The following is a 21338-nucleotide window of genomic DNA, read 5'->3' as shown; positions in this document are numbered from 1 at the left end:
CGTTGGACGTGTCCGTGGGCGGCGCCGGCGTCGTCGTCCGCGTCGTCGGCGAACTCCCGCAGCGCGTCCGCCATGTCGCGGTACGCGTCCTCGTCCACGTTCGGCCACCCCACGCCCACGACGTCCAACATCGTGTCGACGCCTTCGGGAATCGTGTAACCCACGACCTGCCACCCCCGTTGCAGTGATCAGTACTTCAACTAGAACCAACCTTCGCACGGTGGCCGTAAATCACCCATGCCGTTCTCGTCCAGGCCCGATGCCACGCCGTCACCCCACCGTTGTTGTCCTTCTTTGGGGTTTGACCGATGACTGCCTTTTGTCACTGCTGAGGGACCGCGACGCTTGAAGGACCGGTCGGGCGATGGCTGGAGAGCTGGCAGATCGTGATGTTGGAGAAGGTGTTCGACAGTGCTGACTTCTCGGTGTCAGATCGGGTGGACGCCTGGTGCGAGGCGGTCGCGAACTCACTGAGTCCCAATGAGATCCACATCGACCGCGTGGAGGGCTTTCACGCCTCTCTCCGCGCTGTGGATCTGGGGGACGCGTTGGTGACGGGGTTGACCTACGCGTCCTTGCGGTCACGGCGGACGCCACGGCTGATCCGGCAGTCGGATCCCGAGCACTACGCGGTGGGCCTCGTCCTGAGCGGCCAGCAGGGAATCGAGCAGCAGCGGAGTGCCGCGTCCTGCACAGCTGGAGACCTCGTCGTGTACTCCACTTCGCATCCGTACGACACTTCGGTGGACGTACCGCGCGCTGCCGCGGCCTCCGTCGTCGTGCAAGTCCCACGGGCCACCGTGCCCCTGCCTTCCAGACGCGTCGACCGGCTGATGGCGACGCCCCTGCCCGGACGCGACGGCGTCGGCGGTCTGCTCACTGGCTTCCTGACGTCTCTCGCCACCGGCAGCGACCCGTTCCCGCCTGCTGACAAACAGCGCTTGGGCGGCGTCCTCGTGGACCTGATCACGGTGTGGCTGGCCCACCACCTCGACGCCACGGACCAGACGCCCGTGGACTGCCGCCGGCGCGCACAGTTCCTGAAGATCACAAGCTTCCTCCAGCAGCACCTGAACGACCCGGAACTCACCCCCGCAACTGTTGCCGCCGCCCACCACATCTCCCTGCGGAGCCTGCACCGGCTCTTCCAGGACCACGCCCATGGCGCCACGGTCGCCTCCACCATCAGAGGGCTCCGCCTCGGCGGTGTCCGACGCGACCTCACCGACCCGCGCCTGGCGAACCGCCCCATCCACGCGATCGCGACCCGCTGGGGCTTCACGCGCCCCGCGGACTTCACCCGCGCCTTCCGCACGCACTACGGCATCACGCCCAGCGACTGCCGACGCCTGGCGGATCCCCAAGGCGCGCAGGATGGCGCTCGGTGCGTAGGCCCTGGCACGCCGCCCTAAGGACCGTGCGCCTTCCCACGTCCAAGCTGGAAGCCACCGATCCGCACGGTCAACTCGCGGACGGGCCATCCACCAGGAGGCACACATGGCATCGAGCACGGTCACCAAGGCCCTGCTGGCCACCGTGACGGCAGCCGCCCTCAGCAGCGGCACCCTCACCGGGGCGACGTCGGCCAGCGCCGAACCCGCCCAGGTCGTGGCGGCGCCGGCCAGCTGTCCGAGGTACTACTTCTGCGGCTACGCGGGGGCGAACTACACGAACCTCGTCTTCAAGTTCACGGACTGCTACCTGCAGCCGATCGCGGCCAGGACCGGCGGTTCCTGGTACAACAACCAGTCCAACGGCACCACAGCCAGGATGTACGACATCAACAGGAGGCTCGTCTACACGACCCCGGGTGCCCCCTACGGCGACACCCACGGCGACTGGAGGGGCATCCGCTACATCGACGCCTGCTGATCCGCGCTGAGATACCGGCCCACGGGCTGGTGGCGCATGGGCGAGTACACCTCGATCAGCGACTCCACCAGAGGTCGTGACGGGCCTGTCAGGGCGCGATCCCGGGCGACATGTCGAACGCCTCGGTTGATGCGGCGGACCTGGCGGCCCGCTCGATCTTCGCGCAGTGGGCTGCGCGGGCTTGCGCGTCGATCTGCTTCTCGTGTTCGGCGCGCAGCCCGGTTCGGCCGTCGACGCCCTCGCGGAGGATGTCGGCGTGGCCGGTGTGCCGGATGGACTCGCCGAGGACGTGGACCATGATGGCGAACAGGTTGGTGTTGAGGTGGGGCTCCGGCCACCAGGGCACGTGACCGGGGGCGTCGAGGGGGAGCTCGTTGATCGTCGCGTCCGAGTGTTCCCACGTGCGCCGGTAGAACCCGATGATCTGATCGCGGGTCTCGTCCTCGGTCGCCCACTGATCGCTGCCGTTGGCGTCCTGCCACCGGGGCAGCGGTTCCGGGGAAGGGCGGTCGAAGACCTCGCCGAAGTATCTGGCCTCTACGGTGGCCACGTGCTTGACCAGACCGAGGAGGTTGGTCCCGGTCGCCGTCAAGGGTCGGCGGGCGTCGTATTCGGACAAGCCGTCGAGTTTCCAGAGCAGCGCCTCGCGGTCCCGCCGCAGTCTGCCGTGCAGATTGCCCTTCGCGAATTCATCGATCATGCAACATGAGCCTGCCACGGGCTGCCTCATGGTCTCAAGATCCCTTGGGTGGTCCGCAACGGCTGCCAGCGCGGAGACCTGACCTGCTACGAGAGGCTCGCGAAACGGGCCACAGGGTCTTGGTCTTCATGCCAATCCGTGAACCGGCGTTCTGCGGAGGGCAGTTGCGTCGAGGTCGTGGCGCGCTCACGTGCCGCTCCGTGGGTGACGCCGCCGTGACAAGCGTCGGATCCGCGGCCGGTGGTGCCGATCACGACCGCGACGTCGTCGTCCTCGCGCGGGACGACTCCGGCGTGCTACGGATGGTGGAGACCGACCGCCGGCGCTCCGCCCCGGTCTCCGAGCTCATCGACGGGCCCTCTCCGAGCAGCGACACGGTGTGGGAGATGGCGCGCATGCTCGACTTCCCGTTCCAGGGACGGTTCCTCGTCGTGACCGCGGAGGTCCCGACCGGCGGCGCACCGCCCCTTCCCGGGTTGGACCGGCGGCTACGCGCGCTCAAGGTCGGCGCCGCGTGGCGCGCCCAGCCCGGTTCGGAGATCGGGGTGCTGTCCTGCCCGCCGCGGCTGTCGGTGGAGGACGTCCTCGCCGCCGTCCGAGCCGTCGCAACCGGCCGGGTGGGCGTCAGCCCGCTGGCAGCTCCGTCTGCGGCGTGTCGTCGAGTTGGCGCACCGCACAGCAACCGCGTACCGACCGCCCGGCACGCGACCACCGGCTAACCGGGCGGGGCGGCCGGGGCGGCCGGGGCGTTCTCGGGGGTGGCGGGGGCGTTGTCCGCCGAGGGCTGGAACCAGCGGCGGAGGGTGGTGTCGTACTGGTGAGCGGGGGCGTCCGCGACACCGCTGGTGCGGAACGGCTTGCCGTCGTCGTCGATCCGTACCGTGCCGGACCGGTCGCTGGTGCTCCACTCCAGCTCCAGGTACCAGTCGCAGTCGCAGTTCACCGTGCGGCCGGTGACGAGCAGGACTTCCGGGTCGCGGATCGAGACCCGGTAGGGCAGTGAGACGGCGGGGATCTCCGTCCCGGAGTCGTTGCCGGGTACGGAACGGGCCACCGGGCGGGCGGCGTCGAGGTCGACGTCGAACATCCGGGGGGTCAGCGTCCCCCCGCAGGGCATGCCCATGGCGTAGACGTTGCTGCGCTGCGGGGGGCGCTGGGCGGTCACCCGGACGCGGATCGACTGGAGGACCACGGCCTGCTCGCTGCGGCCCTGGAGGGTCAGTCTGATCAGGGTGTCGCCGCCGTGCACCGCCCCCAGGGCGGTGGCCCAGGGCTCGGCGTCGGAGACGGAAGGGGGCGGGGGGACCGCCGACGGCGGACGGTCGACGACGTAGGAGTGGTTGCAGCCGTTCGCCCAGATGTGGTCGTCGACGTTCCAGGTGAACGGGAGGGCGCTGCTGGGGGACCTGGCTGCGCCCGCGGCCTCGGAGGGTGCGGTACGGGAGCCGGTGCGGCCGGGGTCGATGGAGGTCGAGGAGCCGGCCGGTGGTCTGGAGGCGGTCGCCCCGGGCGGTGCGGACGCGGTGGCCGTGGGACCGGAGGCGAGCGGTGAAGGGACGGCGGCGCCCACGTACCGCGGGCCGGCGGCGTTCTTGGGAGCGCCCGGGGCTTCCGCGGAGGACTGCGGCGAGTGTCCGGACTGCGGCAGGACGAGCAGGGTGAGGACCGTTGCGGCGGCGACCACTCCCGTGGGACGGGCGGCCCGCCGCCACCGCTTCGGCGACACGGCTAATCCGGACGCCTCCGACCCCGCCTCCACCTCCGGCTCCGGCTTCGCTTCAGGGACTTCGGTGGTCTCGGCGTGCTCGATGGTCTCGGTGGTCTTGGTGACAGCCGTTGCGGCACTCGCCGCAGCACTCGCCTGCCGTCTGCGGCGCTCTCCGTCCGCCAGCACCCACAGGCGGTGCAGCGAGACGAGGTCCTCGCCGCGGCAGCCGCAGAACCGCGCGAGCCGTTCGACGGGGACGAACTCCAGCGGCACGATGTGGCCCGAACAGTAGCGGTGGAGGGTGGAAGCGCTCACCCCCACCCGGCGGGCCAGCGCCCCGTAACTGTGCCCCGACCGCTCCCGAAGCTCCCTCAGTCGGCGTGCGAACGCCTCGGCATCCGATGTCTCCGACTCCAACGCGCTCAACCGCTCCAGCCCCCCGGCGTTGCGGGGCGGCGTTCCACCCCTGTCGGGTATTCCCACGTCAGTGGGGGTGGAATGGTTCCACCGTTCCACCAGCAGCCGCTGCGCTTGCCGCCGTTCGCCCGCCCTCCCGAAGCTGTTGATCGTCACACCGACCACTCAGCAGGGGGAAGCGACTTCATGAAATCGGTCCGCGTCGCCGCCGTGGCCCTCGCCGCCTCGGCATGCCTCGTCACAGGCGTCACGTCCGCCCAGGCGGCCCCGGTCCCAGCCCATACCGCGTCGGCAGACGCGCAGCAGTCCCGCAGCGCCGCGATCGGCGCCTCCGCCCTGCCCGAGGTGCGGACGTTCACCGGCTCGGCCATGGGCGTCTCGCAGTCCCTGGCGGTGGAAAGCGCGGTCCGGTTCGCCTACACGATCGCCCAGTCGTACGGCTGGCAGGCGAGCCAGTGCTACGTCCACTCCACCAGCGTCAGATCGGTCGGCGGCGGCTTGTACTCCGCAACGGCCAACTTGTTCTGCCAGCGCTGAGCCACGCCGCTGCCACTGCTCCAACCGCTCCAACCGCTCCAACCGCTCCAACCGAAAGGGAACACCGACATGACCTCGATCCTCGCCCGAACCGGCGTCGCCCTGGCCATCGCGGGCCTCGCCGCGCTCTCGCCGACCGTCGCGCACGCCGACGTCAGCGTCCAGGAGACCCAGGCGTTCACGGGCTCCTCGTACGAGCAGAGCTCCGGCAAGGCGAAGCGGGAAGCCGAGAACCAGGCCCGTCGACACGCGCTGCTCAGCGGCTACAACAACGACCAGTGCGTGCTGCTCTACTCGTACTCCGACGGGGCCGGATTCGGCTGGTGGTACGGCTACGCCGGGATCCGATGCACCCGTTGATCCGCTGAGGCCGTCCCCGGGGCGCCCGGGGACGGCAACGAGATCCCGTCCGGTCTTCAGACCGGGCGGGTCTTCATGCTGCCGGGAGCCGTCTTGGCCGGTCAGTCCACGGCGTGCCAGTTCCCGCCGATCACGACGTACCCCTCGCCGTCCTGCGGCGGCCTCGTCCACGAGCGGGTGGTGAAGCCGTGTAGCCGTCCGTCCGTGAGTGCGCGGCGAGGCAGGTGGACGTCGAACTCGCGGGACACGGCCTCCAGAAGGGCCCGTTCCGCCGGGGCGCCGTCCTCCCCCGTGCCGACGAACCGGCCCGGGTCCAGGGCCGGTGGGATCTCCCCGCTTCGGCGCAACTCGCCGTCCTCGTACGTGAAGGCGTACTGCTCGACGCCGTCCTGCGCCACGGAGAGGTGGCAGAACGGCTCTCCCCGCCAGGACTTCAAACTGCTCCACACGACCACCGCGCGGGTGCCCGCGCTGGCTGCCGCGGCCGGGGAGACGAACCTCTGCGGTTCGAAGTGCGCGGGGTCGCCGTCGAAGGCGAAGCTCCAACGGCTGCCGGCCCGGCCCACCGCCACTGTGGCCTGGTCGTCGTAGGACGAGAACTCCCGCTTTCCCCGGAGCAGTCGGTAGCGGGCTTCGTCGGACGTCATGGGGGCGTCCAGCTTCGTGGCGTCGCCGTCCGCCAACCGCCCGGGGAGCTCCTGTGGCGGCACGCCTTCGACCAGGACGAACCGGTAGGACGCGAGGTGGTCGTGGGGAGCGGTGTCCGCGAGCCACGCCAGGTCGCCCGGGTCGAGGTCGGGCGTCGGGGTCGGGGCCGCGCCCACCTGGCCGCCCCTCGGCGTCGACAGCAGCTCGCGGGCCCGTTCCGGGGTCAGCAGGGGTTCGAGCAGGGGGTCGTCCAGCCAGGCCAGTGGAGCCACGTCGTCGGGGCCCGGGGGCGTCCACTCCGGCAGGGCCGCCATCAGTGTGCGCCACGCCCCGTCGGTGTCGCCCCACCGCGCCGACTCCCGGGCCCGTACGACCGCTTCCTCGAACGGGTCGGCCGGCGCGGGACCGTCTGTGCCGTCGGCCGTCTGCTCCGGCGCGGGCTGCGCGGTCACCGCGTCCGTGACGTGAAGCGTGGGACTCGGGGCGAGCAGGCGGTGCAGCTGGCCGCGCAGCCCGGCCGCCCGCGGCCGGCCGTACTCCACCGCCTCGTCCAGCTTCTGCCCCGCCCCTTCCCAATCGCCGCGCAGCGCGTCCAGCCGGGCCTGCTCGACGCGGGCGTCCAGTTCGCGCGTCGTGTCGTTGACGAACTCCGGCTCCTCGTCGTCCCGGTGCGCCCGCACGTTGTGGAACTCGCGGTGCATGTGCCGCATGAACTCCGCGAAGTTCGCGTACCGGTGGGGCGGCGCGGCCCGCCAGCCCGCCCACGTGTACACGGCCCACTCGCCGTCCTCGTCCACGTCCTCGAGGTCCATGAGGACGTAGGTGGCATCGGACTCCACGTCGAGTTGCAACCCCCGTCGCCACAGGTCCGCCTCCCGCCGCTCCTCGGGCCCGGCGTCCTCGTCCAGGTACTCCTCGAACACCTCCGCCAGCCCGGACTCGTCGTCGTGCCAGCGCACCTGCGCGGTCCCCGCCAGCAGGGACACGAACCAGCCGGCGTGCCGCCAACCGTCGCTCACCTTGAGGAACTCCCGGTACGACGGGGGCATCCGCACGCCGAGGCCGCTCTCCATGGCGGCGATCCGCTCTTCGGACGCGGGCGGCGCCCCTAACCACCGGGTCCGCCGGGCGACTTCGTCGTCCTCGGACAGCGGCTCGCTCGCGGAGAGGGAGTCCGCCCACTCCCCGCTCCAGCTGAGCAGGAACGGCCGCCAATCGGACGATGCCGTAAACGTCGCCATACCCGCCGTACCCGCCGTACCCGCAGTGTTCGTCATGGATCCGATGCTGTCATCCACCACTGACACGGACCGGTGACGCGGGAGTCCACGGCGGCCGATCACAGCGGACGCGGACTGCCGCACCGGCCTCTGGTTCTGCTACGGTGCCGAGCATGTTCCTCTTCCGTGTGTAGGAGTCAGTGCCGACTGCGCCCGCCAGGGCGCGGTTTCCGCTGCCCTTGCACACCCTGAGCGCCGCCAGTTCCGGCGCTGTCTTTGAGGGACGTCATCATGTCTTCGTCATCCACGGCCCCTTCGTATGCGGCTGTGTTGCGCACCCGCTACGCCTGCCGCACGTTCGGTGCGGCCCTGCTGGGCCGGCTCTCCTACGGAATGGTCTCGCTGTCGCTGGTGCTGGCGGTCAAAGAGGCCACCGACTCCTACGCCGTCGCCGGCACCGTCACCGCGCTGTTCGCGCTGACCAGCGTCTTCCTCTCGCCGACCCGTGCCGGTCTGGTCGACCGGTACGGCCCGCGCCGCGCTCTGCTCCCCATGTCCGGCGCCTACGCGCTGTTGCTGACCGGGCTGGCCTTCGCGACCTCGTGGGAGGGTGCGTCGGGGGTTCTGCTCGGGATCTTGGCGGTGCCCGCCGGCGCGTGCACGCCGCCGCTCGGACCGGTGATGCGGACGTTGTGGAGCGATCTGCTGCCCGACCGGCGGATGTTGCAGCGCGCGTACAGTTTGGACTCGGTCGCCGAAGAACTCCTCTTCGTCACTGGACCGTTGCTGGTGGGGCTGCTGGTGCAGTTCTCCACGGCGTCGCTGGGTCTCGCCGTGAGCGCCGCGCTGGTGCTGACCGGCTCGCTCGCCCTGGTCGCGGCGCCCCCGGTCCGCGGCTGGGTCGGTCGCAAGGAAGCCGAGGACGCCAAGGGGGCCAAGGAGTCCGAGGAGGCTTCCGGCGAGCCCGCCGCAGCGCGCCGACGGCTGCTGCTCGCCGACCCCGGGCTGCGTCAGGCGATCCTCGTCTCCGCCGCGGTGGGCATCTGTCTCGGCGCGTTCGAACTCCTGGTGATCGCCTTCGCCGACGCGCATCACACCCCCCAGGCGGTGGCCTGGATCCTGGCGGGGCTGTGCGGGGGCAGCGCCGTCGGCGGGCTGGTCTACGGCGCCGTCTCGTGGCGCGCCTCCAGCCGGCTGCGACTGGCGTTCCTCGCGGCGGCCCTCGGGATGGTCCTGGCCGCGACGGGCCTGTCGCCCCATCCGTACGTCCTCATCGTGTGGGCGGCGCTCGGCGGGCTGTTCATCGCCCCGGCCATCACCACCGCCTACCTGATCGCCGACGAGTGCTCCAGCGCGGCCACCCGCACCCAAGCGGGCGCATGGGTCAACACCGCCTTCAACGCCGGTTCGGCGGGGGCCACGGCCGCCACCGGGCTCTTGGTGGGCCGCCTTCCGCTGGCCCTGTGCTTCGCACTGGCCGCGGTCCCGGCCGTGGCGTCCGCGGCGACGGCCCTGAACCGGTCGTGTCGGCCCGCCCTCCGCACCGCTGCCGCGCGTGAACCCCGGGGCGAGCGGACGCCGGACGCGGAAAGGCGGGCGTCCGTCGACGTCTGAGCCATGCAGTGGTGCAGTGGTGCAGTGGTGCCCGGGTCGGCCGGTGGTTTCGCTCAGCGTGCGCGCCGAGCGAGGCCGTCGGCCCAGGTCCGGACCGCTCGGGCCGTGGTGGCGGCGTGTTCCTCCACGATCGTCCAGTGGTCGCCCGGTACCTCCGCGGTGTCGTACGGGCCGGGCCAGGAAGCCTGGCCCGTAGGCCCGGCCGGGGCGGCGCCGTAGGTGTCCGCCTCCGGCGGCCGGTCGGCGGCGCGCACCAACAGCACGGGCACGTCGTGTTGGTCCACGGGCTCGGGGCGCCAGCCCCGGAGCATCTGGGTGTAGGCGCCGAACGCGGTCAGGGCCATGTCGTCCACCGCCGTGTCGAACTCCGTTCCCATGGCCAGGGCCATCCGGGCGGGCAGGGCGAGCAGCCACGGCTCGTCCTCCCGTTCGGGGGTCACGTGGTAGCTGTCGAGGAGGACGAGACCGGCGGGCGGGGTGCCGGTGGCCGCCAGCCGCGCGGCGACCGCGTGCGCCGGGCAACCGCCCATCGACCAGCCGACCAGGACGGGCCGGCGCCCGCCCAGCCGCTCGCGCAGGGTGTCGGCGTGCAGGTCCACCAGGGTCCGCAGGTCGCGTGGCGCCGCGGCGCCCGAAGCGATCCCCGGATGCCGCACCTCCAGTACGTCCCGGTCGTCCTCGAAGTGCCGGGCGAGCGGGGCGTACCAGGGCCTGCCGAGGGTCGGGGAGAAGCCCGGGAAGCACACCAGCGGCGGTCGGTCCGCCGCGCCCTTGGCCAGGTGGAGCGGGGCCAGTGCGTGCGCGGCGGCGTCTTCGGGGCCGAAGCCGGGGATCGCCAGTGAGGCGGTCACGAGCAGGTGCATCGCCGAGACGACGTCGCCCGTCGCGCACACCCGGCGGTAGAGGGAGGCGAGGGTCTGAAGGGGCCGGGACTGCGCGGGGTGCGCCGGGTGCGCGGGGCCGGTGGCGGTCTCCTCCTGTCGGGGCGGCGCCTGGGACAGCCGGGTGAGCAGGTCTTCCGTCAGTTGCGCGCAGGTGGGCAGGTCGAAGGTGAGGGTGGGGGGCAGTTCCAGGCCGGTGAGCAGGCCCAGCCGGTTGCGCAGTTGCACGGCGGCGAGGGAGTCGAGGCCGAGTTCGGTCAGGGCGCGGTCGGCCGTGACGGCGCCCTCGTCGGTGTGTCCGAGCACGTCGGCGACCGCCGCGCGGACCAGGTCGAGCAGGGCGGGGGCGCGGTCGGCGGCGGGCAGTTGCGCAAGCCGTACGTGCCAGGCCCCCGGCGTCTCCTCTGGCAGCCGGCCGCTCTGGTCGGTGTCGCGGGCGCCGCCGGGGCGTTTGCCGGCCGCGGCCGGCAAGGGGCCGGAAGGACCGGCGAGGTCCCGCAGGGGCGGTGGGAGGGCGCGGCTGGGCCGGGCGGACGCGAGGTCCAGCGGCAGCGGCGCGAGGACGGGTTCGCCCGTCGTCAGGGCGGCGTCGAACAGCGTGAGGCCCTCGGCCGCGGTGACGGCCCGGAGCACGCCGTCACCGGTCCGACCGGTGCGGGCGGCCATGCCGTCGCCGCCGGCCCACGGCCCCCACGCCAGCGAGAGCGCTGGCAGTCCGCGGGCCGTCCGGTGCAGTGCGAGGGCGTCGAGGAAGGCGTTCGCGGCGGCGTAGCCGGCCTGGCCGGGGTTGCCGAGCAGGCCAGCGGCCGAGGAGAACAGCACGAACTGCGACAGGGGCAGGTCCTTCGTCAGCTCGTGCAGGTGCCAGGCGGCGTCCGCCTTCGGGCGCAGGACGGCCGCGACGCGGTCGGGCGTCTGGCCCTCCAGCACGCCGTCGTCGAGGACGCCCGCCGTGTGCACCACGGCGGTCAGGTCGGTGCAGCGCTCGGCGATCAGTTCGGCCAGTGCACGGCGGTCGGCGGCGTCGCAGGCGACCAGGTCGACGCGGGCGCCGGTCCGCTCGATCCGCTCCCGCAGTCGGCGCGCGCCGGGGGCGGCCGGGCCGCTGCGGCTGGTGAGCAGCAGCCGTCGTACGCCGTGGTGCTCCGTCAGATGGCCGGCCAGCAGGGCGCCGAGCGCCCCCGTGCCGCCGGTGATCAGCACCGTGCCGTCGGCCTCGAAGGGGGACGCCGGGTCGGGCTCGGCGGTCGACGGTCGGGCCAGTCGGGGGACGTGCACCCTGCCTGCGTGGAGGGCGAGTTGGGGTTCGTCCGTCGCCAGGGCGGCCGGTAGTCGGCGCAGGGAATCCGGGTGGTCGTCGACGTCGACGAGGGTGAGGCGGCCGGGGTACTCGGACTGGGCGCTGCGCGCCAGCCCCCAGAGGGCTGCGGCGGGCAGGTCGGGGTCAACGCCGGTGGCACCGCGGGTCACCAAGGTCAGGCGCGTTCCCGGGGCCAGGGCGGGCAGGCGGCCCCGCAGTAGCTCCAGGGCGCGCGTGACGAGGTCGTGCGTGGCGGCCGTCGGGTCCGCGGACGGGCCGGACGGGGACAGGGAGACGACGAGAGTGGAGGCGGCGGGCGCCCCTGGCCCGGACGATCCCGGCCCCGACGATCCCGGCCCGGACGGTCCGGCGCCGAAGGGCTCGGTGGCCAGGCCGAGATCGTCCGGGGTGCCCACCGCGCAAGCGGGCGGGGCCGAGTGCGCCGGGGCGAGGGGCGTCCAGCGCGGCCGGTACAGCGGTTCGGGCGGGTGAGTTCCGCCGGCGCTACTCACCGGGCGGGTCGTCAGCTCCGCCACTCGCAGCACCGGGCGCCCGGCCGGGTCGCTGAGTTCGGCGGCGACGGTGTGGTCCCCGGTGGGGCGCAGCCTGACCCGTACGGCGGTGGCGCCCGCCGCGTGCCTGCTGACTCCCCGCAGGGCGAACGGCAGCCGACCGGTGCCGTCGGGGCTTCCCGGGTCGGCGGGGAGCAGCAGGGACGCGTGCAGGGCGGCGTCGAACAGCGCGGGGTGGAGGCCGTAGCGCTGTGCTTCGGCCGTGGCCTCGTCGGGGAGTCGTACGTCGGCCAGCAGGTCGTCGCCGCATCGCCACATCGCCCGTACGCAGCGGAACGCCGTGCCGTACGCGTGCCCCGCCGCCGCCAGGCGTTCGTACGCACCGGTCAGGTCGACGGGCTCCGCGTCCGCGGGCGGCCAGGGCTCGTCGTCGCCGTGCCCGGGGGCGAGTGCGCCGGCCGACGGTGCCAGCCGGCCGGTGGCGTGGTGGGTCCACGTGCCGAGGGGGCCGCCGTCCCCGGGGCGGGCGTGCAGGTCGACGGTCCTGCGGCCGGCGGCGTCCGGTGCGCCGAGGGCGACCTGGACTTCGACGTGCCCGCCGGGGTCCGGCAGGTGCAGCGGGACCAGCAGCGTCAACTCGTCCAGCTCCACGAGGTCGCAGGCAGCGCCGGTGGTGAGGGCGAGGTCAGCGAGGGCGGTGGCGGGCACCAGCGCCCGGCCGTGCACGACGTGGTCGCGCAGCCAGGGCTGTTCGGCGTGGGACAGTCGGCCGGTGCTCAGAACGCGGTCCGTATCCGGGAGGCTCGTCGGCGCGGTCAGCACGGGGTGGCCGGTGGTGTGCGCGGTCGGGTGGGCGGGGCCCGCGGCGGTGGCCGGAGGCGCCACCAGCCAGTGGCGCTCGCGCTGGAAGGGGTAGGTGGGGAGGTCGATCCGTCGGACGGCCGGGCCCGCGTGCCCGTGTCGGACCGCTTCCCAGTCGACGGGGAGGCCGTGCACGTGCAGCCGGGCTAGGGCCGTCAGGAGGGTGCCGGGCTCGGGGTGGCCGCGCCTGGCCGTCGCGGTGAACACGCGGTCCCCGGGCTCTCCGACGGTGCTCAGCGCGGCCGAGGTGAGGTGGGCGGCGGGGCCGACCTCGACGAATGCGGTCACCCCCGCGTCGTCCGCGAGGTGGCGCACGGCGTCGGCGAAGCGCACCGGCTGGCGGGCGTGGCGGACCCAGTAGTCCGCCGAGCGCAGGTCGTCGGCGGTGGCGGGGCGTCCCGTGACGGTCGAGACGATCGGGATGCGGGGCTCGTGGAAGGCGGCGCGCGACGCGGCCTCTGCGAACGCGGCCAGCGCGGGTTCGACGAGCGGCGAGTGGAAGGCGTGCCCGGTGGCCAGGCGTTCGGTGCGGTGCCCGCGGGCCGCGAAGGTCTTCGCCAGCGCGGTGACCGCCGGCTCCGCGCCGGAGACGACGACCGACCGGGGGCCGTTCACCGCGGCGATCGCGACCGGCCCGGCAGCCTCGGGGGACTTGGCGAGTTCCGCGGTCACCTCGTCCTCCGCGGCTGCCACGGCGACCATGGCGCCGCCGGCGGGCAGGCGCTGCATCAGCCGGCCTCGGGCGGCGACCAGTTCGACGGCGTCGTCCCGGTCGAGGACGCCGGCCACGTGGGCGGCGGCCAGTTCCCCGACGGAGTGTCCGACCAGGACGTCGGGCCGCACTCCCCAGGAGGCGAGCAGGGCGAACAGGGCGACCTCGAACGCGAACAGGCCGGCCTGGGCGACGTCGGTCCGGTCCAGGGCGTGGGAGTCCCGGCCCGGTTCGGGCCACAGGCTCTCGCGCAGCGGCCGGTCCCCCACTCCGGCGGCGTCGAACCGGCCGCACAGCGCGTCGAAGGCGTCGGCGAAGACCGGGTAGGCGGTGTGCAGTTCCCGCCCGAGGCCGGCGCGTGCGGCGCCCTGGCCGGTGAAGAGCAAGGCGAGTCGCGGGGCCGTGCGCACCGGTGCAAGGGTCGTCGTTCCGGCGGCGAGCCGGTCGAGTGCGGTCAGGAGTGCGGCACGGTCGTCCGCGGGGACCGCCGCCCGGTGGCGGAGCGCGGCGCGGGTGGTGGCGGCGGAGAACACCACGTCCCCGAGCGGCTGTTCGGGCCGGTCCCGGAGGAAGGACGCCGTACGCCCGGCCTGGGCGCGCAGGGCGCCCGCGTCGGCGCCGGACAGCAGTAGAGGCGGGTACGGAGCGGACCTCCGGTGCTCGCCACCGTCCCCCGGCTCCCTCCTCGTCTCCCCCGTCTTCCCTGCCTCTCCCCCCTCTCCCGTCTCCCGTTCCTCGATCGCCTCCTCCAGGATCACGTGGGCGTTGGTGCCGCCGATGCCGAAGGCCGACACCGCCGCGCGGCGCGGCTGCCCGTGGGCGGGCCGCCACGGCTGGTCCCGGGTCAGTGGCCGCACGGCGCCGGACGCCCAGTCGACCCTGGGGGACGGCTCGTCGAGGTGCAGTGTGCGCGGCAGCACGCCGTGCCGCATCGCCAGTACGGTCTTGATGACCCCGGCGACACCGGCCGCGGCCTGGGTGTGTCCGAGGTTGGACTTCAGGGAGCCGAGCCACAGGGGCCGGTCGGCGGGGCGGCCCGGTCCGTAGGCGGCGAGGAGGGCACGGGCCTCGATGGGGTCGCCGAGCGGGGTCCCCGTGCCGTGCGCCTCCACCGCGTCGACGTCGGCCGGTTCGAGCCCGGCGGCGGCCAAGGCGTCCCCGATCAACCGCTCCTGGGCGGATCCGCTGGGCGCGGTCAGGCCGTTGGACGCGCCGTCCCCGTTGACGGCGGAGCCGCGGAGCACGGCGAGCACCGGGTGGCCGTTGCGCCGTGCGTCGCTCAGCCGTTCCAGCAGGACCAGGCCGACGCCCTCGCCCCAGGCGGTGCCGTCGGCGGCGGCGGAGAACGGCTTGCAGCGGCCGTCCGGGGAGAGCGCGCGGAGCCTGCTGAAGGCGACGAACGGCGCCGGGCTGGCCATGACGGTGGCGCCGCCGGCCACGGCGAGGGAGCACTGGCCCGAGCGCAGCGCCCGCGCCGCCCAGTCCATGGCGACCAGCGACGAGGAACAGGCGGTGTCCACGGTCACCGCGGGCCCCTCCAGGCCGAGGGTGTAGGAGATGCGCCCGGAGGCCACGCTGCCGGCGGATCCGAGCGCGAGGTGCGCCTCCTGTTCGTGGCCCCCTCGGTGCAGCAGCCGGCCGGCGTAGTCGCCGTGCATCACTCCGACGAAGACGCCGGTGTCGCTGCCGCGCAGGGCGGTGGGCGCGATGCCGGCCCGTTCCACCACCTCCCAGGCGGTCTCCAGCAGCAGCCGCTGCTGGGGGTCGGTGGCCCGGGCCTCCCGGGGGGACATGCCGAAGAAGGCCGCGTCGAAGTCGGCGGCCCGGCGCAGGAACCCGCCGCGCCGGGTGGTCGAGGTGCCCGGCCGGTCGGGGTCGGGGTCGTACAGGGCGGCCACGTCCCAGCCCCGGTCGGCGGGGAACGCGGAGGTGGCGTCCGCTCCGTCGGCGAGCAGCCGCCACAGCTCCTCCGGGGTGCGGACGTCGTCCACCGGCCCCGGGAAGCGGCAGGCCATCGCGACGACGGCCACCGGCTCTTCGGGGGTCGGGGCGGCGACGCGGGTACGGGCCGCCGGATGCGCGGCGCCGAGCAGCGCGGCGTGCACGAAGTCGGCCACCGCGCCCGGGGTCGGCCGGTCGAAGACCAGGGTCGGGGGCAGGTCGAGACCGGTGGCCGCGGCGAGCCGGTCGCGCAGCAGTACGCCTTGGAGGGAGCCGAGGCCCCGGTCGGCGAAGCTCCGCTGGGGATCGGTGTCGGCGTGGGCGTCCCGTACGTCGTCCGCCGCGGGTACGGCGTCCAGGACCAGGCGCAGCACCGCGCTGCGCCGCTCGTGCTCGGGCCGCGCGAGCAACCCGGCGCGCAGTTCGGCGCGGGTGCCGGCACGGTCCTGGGCGAGGGCCGTCGCCAGCCGCGCGGCGAGCACGGTCCTCCGTACCTTTCCGGAGGACGTACGGGGCAGGGGGACGCTCGGCCGGAACTCGTCCGGCACCTTGAACGCGGACAGCCGCCGGCGGCACTCGGCCCGCAGCCCCGCGAGGTCCACGCCCTGCGGGCCGGCGACGACGAACGCCACCGGGACCTCCCCCAGCACGTCGTGGCGGCGGCCGACGACCGCCGCGTCCGCGACGCCGGGGCAGGACAGCAACACCTGCTCCACTTCCACCGGGTTGACGTTCTGGCCGCCGCGGATGATCAGGTCGACCGCGCGGCCGGTGACCCGCAGCCCGCCGTCGGGCGTGCGGTGGCCGAGGTCGCCGGTGTGGTACCAGCCGTCCCGCAGGGCCTGCGCCGTGCTGTCGGGGCGGCCGTGGTAGCCGGTCATCAGCCCGGGGCCGCGCACCCAGATCTCGCCCTCGTCGCCGTCCGCGAGGGTGTCACCGCTGCTCGGGTGGGTGATCCGGACGTCCATGCCGGGCAGCGGCTGCGGCACCCGGTCCGGGCCCGGTGCGCCGGGCCGGGCGAGGGTGATCTTGCCGCTGGTCTCGGTGGCGCCGTAGCCGTCGAGCAGCGGTGCGCCCAGCAACTCCTCGGTCGCGGCGAGCAGTTCCGGCGGGCAGGGCGCTCCTCCGGTCAGGCAGACCCGTAGCCCGGCGGGCCGCGGCGGGGCCTCGCGCACCGCGCTGACCAGCAGGTGGTAGGTGGCCGGGACGCCGGCCAGCATCGTGAAGGGCTCGCTCGGCGGCTGGTGCCGCAGGGCCTGCGCGATGTCCACGCCCCGGTCGAGGAGGTGGGCGCTCGCGCCGGTGGCGACCACGGCGACCAGGCACAGCGACTGCGCGTAGGCGTGGTGCAGCGGCAGCGGCCACAGCAGCCGGTCCCGCTCGGACATGCCGAGGAGCGGTGCGTAGCCGGCGGCGGTGGACCACAGCAGGGCCCGCTGGGTCGTCACCGCGCCCTTGCGCGCGCCGGTGGTGCCGGAGGTGTAGAGGATCCACGCCGGCTCGTCGAGTCCGAGGTCGTCGCGCGGCGGTGCGGGGGCGTCGGTCCCGGCGAGTTCTTCGTACGGCACCGGGCGCGCGGTTTGCTCGTTCTGGTCGGCCTGGTCGGTTTGCTCGGTCTGGTCGGTCTGGTCGGACGGCGGTGCCGGGGGGCCCACGACCACGCCGGCGCGCAGCGGGGTCCGGCCGGCCGCCGCCCGCGACAGCCGCCGGAGGAGCGGCGCCTCGGCCACGGCCGCGACCGCGTCGCAGTCGGCGAGGACGTGGGCCAGTTCGTCGTCGGCGGCCCGCGGATCCAGCGGTACGCCGACGGCGCCGGCCCGCAGGATCGCGAGCCAGCTCTCCACCGTCTCCAGCCGGCCGGGCAGGCACAGCAGCACCCGGTCCCCGCGGCCGACCCCGAGCCGGGCCAGGTGGCCTGCGAGGCGGGCCGTACGGCGCTCCAACTCGGCCCAGTTCACGGACCGTTGTCCACAGCTGAAGGCGGTGTCCCCCGCCGCGCGGGCGGCGTGCACCCGTAGCGCCTCGACCAACGGACGGACCAAATCCCTGTGAACCTCCGCCATGCGCACCCCTTTTGCCCCACCGGTCCGAATGCTCAACGACTATAGGGTCAGGGTGCGTTCGAACCCGGTCGGCGCAGTGTCCCCGAAGTGCGCTCTTGTTGACGTCAGGTGGCGTGCAGCGGGTCCACCGGGTGTTGTGCCAGGGCGTGCACCGTCACGTCCATCCAGGGCCACACCGGCAGCGAGGCGATGATCGCGTGCAGTTCCGTGGGGTCGGCGGCCCGCCACAGCCCCCAGTTCTCGGTGCGGCCGGGCACCCGCCACATGCGGACGAGGTGGCCGGCTTCGGCGAGTTCGGCGGCGCGGCGGCGCTCGGCGGTGGAAACCGCGTCCTTGTGGGCGGGGTCCATGTCGTGGGGCCAGTCGATCTGGATGTTGACGAGGAATTCCATGGCGTCCTCTCGGCAAGGGTGGGTGGCTCAAGGGGGTGGGTGGCTCGGCGGGGTGGTCGGTCAGTCGCCGAAGGGGTCGGCGGGGGTGCCGTGCTCGGTGATGACCGACTTGGTCTGGAGGAACTCGTGGACGGCCTCGACGCCGTTCTCCCGCCCGAGGCCGGACTGCTTGTGTCCGCCGAACGGCACGGACCAGTGGAGCAGTCGGTAGGTGTTGACCCACACGACGCCGGCGTCCAGACGGCCGGCCAGCCGGTGGGCGCGGGCCGCGTCGCGCGTCCACAGCCCCGCGGCCAGGCCGTACTCCAGGGAGTTGGCGAGGGCCACGGCCTCGTCCTCGGTGGTGAAGGGCTGGACGGTGGCGACCGGGCCGAAGACCTCCTCCCGACAGACGGCCATCTCGGGCCGTACGCCGGCGAGGACCGTGGGCGGGTACCAGAATCCGCCGTCGGCGTCGGGTCGGCGGCCCCCGGTCACGGCGCGGGCGCCGTCGCGCACCGCTTCGTCGACGTAGCCCTCGACCCGGGCGAGCGCCGCCGCCGACGCGAGGGGGCCGACCTGGGTGCGCGGGTCCCTCGGGTCGCCCACCCGCAGTCCGTCCACCGCCTTGGCGAAGCGGGCCAGGAACTCCTCGTACACCTCGGCCTGGACGAGGAGGCGGGAGCCGGCGACGCAGGTCTGTCCGGCGGCGGAGAAGGCGCCCTGTCGGGCGGCGGTCACGGCGGCGTCGAGGTCGGCGTCGGCGAAGACGACGTGGGCGGACTTGCCGCCGGCCTCGCAGACGTAGCGCTTCATGCCGGCCGCGGCGCGGGCGCCGAGCTCCCGGGCGACGGCGGTGCTCCCGGTGAAGGTGACCATGGCGACGTCGGGGTGGTCGGTGAGCAGCCGGGCCTCCTGCGCTCCCCCGATGACCGTGTTGACGACACCGGGCGCAAAGCCCGCCTCCAGGGCGAGTTCGGCGAGGCGGACCGAGGACGCGGGGGCCTGCGGCGGGGGTTTGAGCACGACGGTGTTGCCGGCGGCGAGGGCGGGGGCGAGCTTCCAGGACCCGAGGGAGAGCGCGCCGTTGAACGGGGTCAGGGCCGCGACCACGCCCAGCGGCTCGTGGCGGACCACCGCGTGCGCCGTGGCGCTGAGGGTGCGGGAGCGGTCCTCCAGGGTCTCGGCGACGCCCGCGTAGTAGCGGTACCAGCGGGCGAGGGCGGACACCTCGGCCCGGGTGGCGGCCAGGGGCTTGCCGTTGGCGAGGGTTTCCAGGGCGGCGAGTTCGTCCCGGTTCTCGACGAGCACGTCGCCGAGGCGGTGGAGCAGGTCGGCGCGGGCGTGCTGGGGCAGTCCGCCCCAGGACGGCGAGTGCAGCGCGGCACGGGCCGCGGCCACCGCGGTGTCGACGGCGCCGGCGTCCTGGTGGGAGGTGCCCCAGCGCTCCCCCGTCGCGGGGTCCACCAGCGGGATCTCCGTGCCGCCGGGGGCCGTTCGGCGACCGCCGGCGAACGACGTCCACACCGGGGCGGTCGGGGTGGCTCGGCTGTCGGTTCGGGTCATCGTGCCGGGTTCCTTTCGGTCAGTGCACGGCGCACTTCGGGCGCCGCGTGGTGGTGGCAGGCCACGGTCCGCCCCCGCGCCTCGGCCGGCGGCGGGCTCTGGGTGCGGCACAGTTCGGTGGCGAAGGGACAGGCCCGCTGGAAGCGGCAGCCGGGCGGCGGGGACGCGGGGTCGGGAGGTTCGGTGCGGATGCGGGTCCCGGCGCCGGGCACGGGCGCTCGGGGGTCGGGCACCGGCACGGCGGCGAGGAGGGAGTGGGTGTAGGGATGGCGGGGCGAGGTGAACACCTCGGCGCAGGGGCCGCTCTCCATGACCCGTCCGCCGTACATGACCACGACGTGGTCGCAGATGTGCCGGACCACGCTCATGTCGTGGGAGATGAAGAGGAAGCTCAGGTCACCGTCGCGACAGAGGTCCTTCAGGAGGTTGACGATCTGGCCCTGGACGCTGACGTCGAGGGCGGAGACGATCTCGTCGCAGACGACGATGCGGGGTTCGACGGCGAGGGCCCGGGCGATGGCGGCCCGTTGGCGCTGTCCGCCGGAGAGTTCGTGCGGATGGCGGTCGGCGAGTTCGGGGGCGAGGCCGACGTGGCCGAGCAGTTCGACGGCGCGGGCCGCGACCTCCTCCCGGGGCACGGTGCGGTGCACGTGCACGACCTCGCGGATCGTGGCGCCGATGGTCATCCGGGGGTTGAGACTGGCGTACGGGTCCTGGTGGACGATCTGGACCGTCCGGGGCAGGGACTTGTCGGCGCGCAGTTCGGCCAGGGGGCGGCCCTCGATGAGGACCCGTCCGGCGGCGACCGGGGAGAGGCCGACCAGGGCGCGTCCGGTGGTGGTCTTGCCGCTGCCGCTCTCGCCGACGACGGCGACGATGCTGCGGGCGGGGACCGTGAAGGAGACGCCGTCCACGGCGCGCACGGTGCCGGTGGTGCGGCGCAGCACTCCGGTGCGGACGGGGAAGCGCACCTGAAGGTCCTCGACGGTGACGGCGGCGGGCGAATCGGCCGTGCTGGTAAGGGCGTTCGCGCGAGTGCTCATACGGGTGCTCCTGCGGGGTGCGGTTCACCGGCGGCGGGCGCGGGGTAGGGGCAGCGGACTTCGTGGTCGGGGTGCGCGTCGCTCGGGGCGGTGAGTTCGGGTACGGCATCGATGCAGCCGGGTCGGGCTTCGGCGCAGCGCGGCTGGAAGGCGCAGCCGGGCGGCGGGGACGCGGGGTGCGGCGGGAAGCCGGGGATCGCGGGCAGCCGGTCGACCTGCCGGTCCATCCGGGGCACGGAGGCCATCAGGGCGCGGGTGTAGGGGTGGGCGGGGTCGTCGAAGAGCGCGGTGGTGGGTGCGGACTCCACGATCCGGCCGCCGTACATGACCGCGATGTGGTCGGTGACGCCGGCGACGACTCCCAGGTCGTGGGTGATCAGGACGAGCGCGGTGCGCAGTTCGCGGCGCAGTCGGTCGATGAGTGCGAGGACCTGGGACTGGATGGTGACGTCCAGGGCCGTGGTGGGTTCGTCGGCGATCAGGAGGCGGGGTTCGCGGCTGACGGCCATGGCGATGAGGACGCGTTGGCGCATGCCGCCGGAGAGTTGGTGGGGGTAGCTGCGCAGCCGGTCGCGGGGGCCGGGGATGCCGACGAGGTCGAGGAGTTCGGCGCACCGTGCGGCGGCGGCGCGGCGGCCGTATCCGTCGTACCGGATCAGGGGTTCGGCCATCTGGGTGCCGATGGTCATGGCGGGGTTGAGGGCGGACAGGGCGTCCTGGGAGACCAGGGCGATGCCGCTGCCGCGCACCTGTCGCAGTTGCTTCGGGGTGAGCCGGGTGAGGTCGCGGCCGTCGAAGGAGATGCGGCCGGACACCTCGGCGCCCTCGTGGCCGAGGAGTCCGAGCACGGCCAGCACGGTCTGGCTCTTGCCGCAGCCCGACTCCCCGACGATGCCGAGGGATCCGCCTTCCGCGACGGTGAAGGAGACGTCCCGGACGGTCTGCACCGGGTCGGCGCCGGCGCGGTCGCGGTAGGCGACTTGGAGGTGTTCCACTTCGAGGACGGACACGT

General features: G+C 73.9%; 14 protein-coding genes. 6 read left to right on the top strand and 8 right to left on the bottom strand.

From position 1 onward, the window contains the following. Nucleotides 1-389: 389 nt before the first annotated feature. Together ABZ842_RS35110 and ABZ842_RS35105 are read left to right on the top strand one after the other, a co-directional pair. Entirely contained in the window at nucleotides 390-1412 is a 1023-nt protein-coding gene (locus ABZ842_RS35110; RefSeq protein ID WP_361546535.1) for a helix-turn-helix domain-containing protein, read from the top strand. A gap of 85 nt (nucleotides 1413-1497) precedes the next feature. Then, nucleotides 1498-1872: a hypothetical protein gene (locus tag ABZ842_RS35105; protein WP_361546530.1), complete on the top strand. Its 375-nt coding sequence runs from the start codon at nucleotides 1498-1500 to the stop codon at nucleotides 1870-1872. Nucleotides 1873-1960: 88 nt separating this feature from the next. Here ABZ842_RS35105 and ABZ842_RS35100 read toward each other — a convergent pair whose 3' ends face one another. After that, complete coding sequence (locus ABZ842_RS35100) at nucleotides 1961-2572, bottom strand: DinB family protein (RefSeq protein ID WP_361546527.1); 612 nt, start codon at nucleotides 2570-2572, stop codon at nucleotides 1961-1963. Nucleotides 2573-2787: 215 nt separating this feature from the next. Here ABZ842_RS35100 and ABZ842_RS35095 point away from each other — a divergent pair, with 215 nt between their 5' ends. Next, the gene (locus tag ABZ842_RS35095; protein WP_361546524.1) at nucleotides 2788-3291 is read left to right on the top strand and encodes a hypothetical protein; all 504 of its coding nucleotides are present in this window, start codon (nucleotides 2788-2790) and stop codon (nucleotides 3289-3291) included. On the opposite strand, the gene ABZ842_RS35090 is transcribed toward ABZ842_RS35095, so the two are convergent. Then, nucleotides 3288-4763 carry a helix-turn-helix domain-containing protein gene (locus ABZ842_RS35090; protein ID WP_361546521.1) on the bottom strand — a complete coding sequence of 492 codons (1476 nt, stop codon included), beginning with the start codon at nucleotides 4761-4763 and terminating at the stop codon, nucleotides 3288-3290. The genes ABZ842_RS35095 and ABZ842_RS35090 overlap by 4 nt on opposite strands. A gap of 120 nt (nucleotides 4764-4883) precedes the next feature. On the opposite strand from ABZ842_RS35090, the gene ABZ842_RS35085 reads away from it, so the two are divergent. Continuing rightward, nucleotides 4884-5234 carry a hypothetical protein gene (locus ABZ842_RS35085; RefSeq protein ID WP_361546518.1) on the top strand — a complete coding sequence of 117 codons (351 nt, stop codon included), beginning with the start codon at nucleotides 4884-4886 and terminating at the stop codon, nucleotides 5232-5234. Nucleotides 5235-5303: 69 nt separating this feature from the next. Continuing rightward, entirely contained in the window at nucleotides 5304-5594 is a 291-nt protein-coding gene (locus ABZ842_RS35080) for a hypothetical protein (RefSeq protein WP_361546515.1), read from the top strand. Between the two features lie 101 nt (nucleotides 5595-5695). Here the strand turns inward: ABZ842_RS35080 and ABZ842_RS35075 are convergent, their stop codons facing one another. Continuing rightward, the gene (locus ABZ842_RS35075; RefSeq protein ID WP_361546512.1) at nucleotides 5696-7519 is read right to left on the bottom strand and encodes an SMI1/KNR4 family protein; all 1824 of its coding nucleotides are present in this window, start codon (nucleotides 7517-7519) and stop codon (nucleotides 5696-5698) included. Between the two features lie 234 nt (nucleotides 7520-7753). Here ABZ842_RS35075 and ABZ842_RS35070 point away from each other — a divergent pair, with 234 nt between their 5' ends. After that, the gene (locus tag ABZ842_RS35070) at nucleotides 7754-9076 is read left to right on the top strand and encodes an MFS transporter (RefSeq protein WP_361546509.1); all 1323 of its coding nucleotides are present in this window, start codon (nucleotides 7754-7756) and stop codon (nucleotides 9074-9076) included. A 53-nt stretch (nucleotides 9077-9129) separates the two neighbouring features. On the opposite strand, the gene ABZ842_RS35065 is transcribed toward ABZ842_RS35070, so the two are convergent. From ABZ842_RS35065 to ABZ842_RS35045, 5 genes are all read right to left on the bottom strand, one after another. Beyond that, complete coding sequence (locus tag ABZ842_RS35065; RefSeq protein WP_361546506.1) at nucleotides 9130-17346, bottom strand: type I polyketide synthase; 8217 nt, start codon at nucleotides 17344-17346, stop codon at nucleotides 9130-9132. A gap of 104 nt (nucleotides 17347-17450) precedes the next feature. Next, nucleotides 17451-17738: a muconolactone Delta-isomerase family protein gene (locus tag ABZ842_RS35060; RefSeq protein ID WP_361546503.1), complete on the bottom strand. Its 288-nt coding sequence runs from the start codon at nucleotides 17736-17738 to the stop codon at nucleotides 17451-17453. A 60-nt stretch (nucleotides 17739-17798) separates the two neighbouring features. Continuing rightward, nucleotides 17799-19283 carry an aldehyde dehydrogenase gene (locus tag ABZ842_RS35055; protein ID WP_361546500.1) on the bottom strand — a complete coding sequence of 495 codons (1485 nt, stop codon included), beginning with the start codon at nucleotides 19281-19283 and terminating at the stop codon, nucleotides 17799-17801. Next, nucleotides 19280-20326, bottom strand: a complete 1047-nt coding sequence (locus ABZ842_RS35050) for an oligopeptide/dipeptide ABC transporter ATP-binding protein (RefSeq protein WP_361546497.1) — start codon at nucleotides 20324-20326, stop codon at nucleotides 19280-19282. Before ABZ842_RS35050 ends, ABZ842_RS35055 begins: the two co-directional genes overlap by 4 nt. Next, nucleotides 20323-21336: an ABC transporter ATP-binding protein gene (locus tag ABZ842_RS35045; RefSeq protein ID WP_361546494.1), complete on the bottom strand. Its 1014-nt coding sequence runs from the start codon at nucleotides 21334-21336 to the stop codon at nucleotides 20323-20325. Before ABZ842_RS35045 ends, ABZ842_RS35050 begins: the two co-directional genes overlap by 4 nt. Nucleotides 21337-21338 lie beyond the last annotated feature (2 nt).

This window comes from Streptomyces sp. NPDC047315 (assembly GCF_040643215.1).
GTDB lineage: Bacteria > Actinomycetota > Actinomycetes > Streptomycetales > Streptomycetaceae > Streptomyces.
The sequence above is the reverse complement of the archived record's forward strand: the minus strand, read 5'-3'. Positions and strand labels throughout refer to the sequence as shown.

What these genes read in the sequence shown, in the direction of transcription:
- ABZ842_RS35110 (WP_361546535.1), top strand. Translation starts at nt 390, where the DNA reads ATGTTGGAGAAGGTGTTCGACAGTGCTGACTTCTCGGTGTCAGATCGG.
- ABZ842_RS35105 (WP_361546530.1), top strand. Translation starts at nt 1,498, where the DNA reads ATGGCATCGAGCACGGTCACCAAGGCCCTGCTGGCCACCGTGACGGCA.
- ABZ842_RS35100 (WP_361546527.1), bottom strand. Translation starts at nt 2,572, where the DNA reads ATGATCGATGAATTCGCGAAGGGCAATCTGCACGGCAGACTGCGGCGG.
- ABZ842_RS35085 (WP_361546518.1), top strand. Translation starts at nt 4,884, where the DNA reads ATGAAATCGGTCCGCGTCGCCGCCGTGGCCCTCGCCGCCTCGGCATGC.
- ABZ842_RS35080 (WP_361546515.1), top strand. Translation starts at nt 5,304, where the DNA reads ATGACCTCGATCCTCGCCCGAACCGGCGTCGCCCTGGCCATCGCGGGC.
- ABZ842_RS35075 (WP_361546512.1), bottom strand. Translation starts at nt 7,519, where the DNA reads ATGACGAACACTGCGGGTACGGCGGGTACGGCGGGTATGGCGACGTTT.
- ABZ842_RS35070 (WP_361546509.1), top strand. Translation starts at nt 7,754, where the DNA reads ATGTCTTCGTCATCCACGGCCCCTTCGTATGCGGCTGTGTTGCGCACC.
- ABZ842_RS35065 (WP_361546506.1), bottom strand. Translation starts at nt 17,346, where the DNA reads ATGGCGGAGGTTCACAGGGATTTGGTCCGTCCGTTGGTCGAGGCGCTA.
- ABZ842_RS35060 (WP_361546503.1), bottom strand. Translation starts at nt 17,738, where the DNA reads ATGGAATTCCTCGTCAACATCCAGATCGACTGGCCCCACGACATGGAC.
- ABZ842_RS35055 (WP_361546500.1), bottom strand. Translation starts at nt 19,283, where the DNA reads ATGACCCGAACCGACAGCCGAGCCACCCCGACCGCCCCGGTGTGGACG.
- ABZ842_RS35050 (WP_361546497.1), bottom strand. Translation starts at nt 20,326, where the DNA reads ATGAGCACTCGCGCGAACGCCCTTACCAGCACGGCCGATTCGCCCGCC.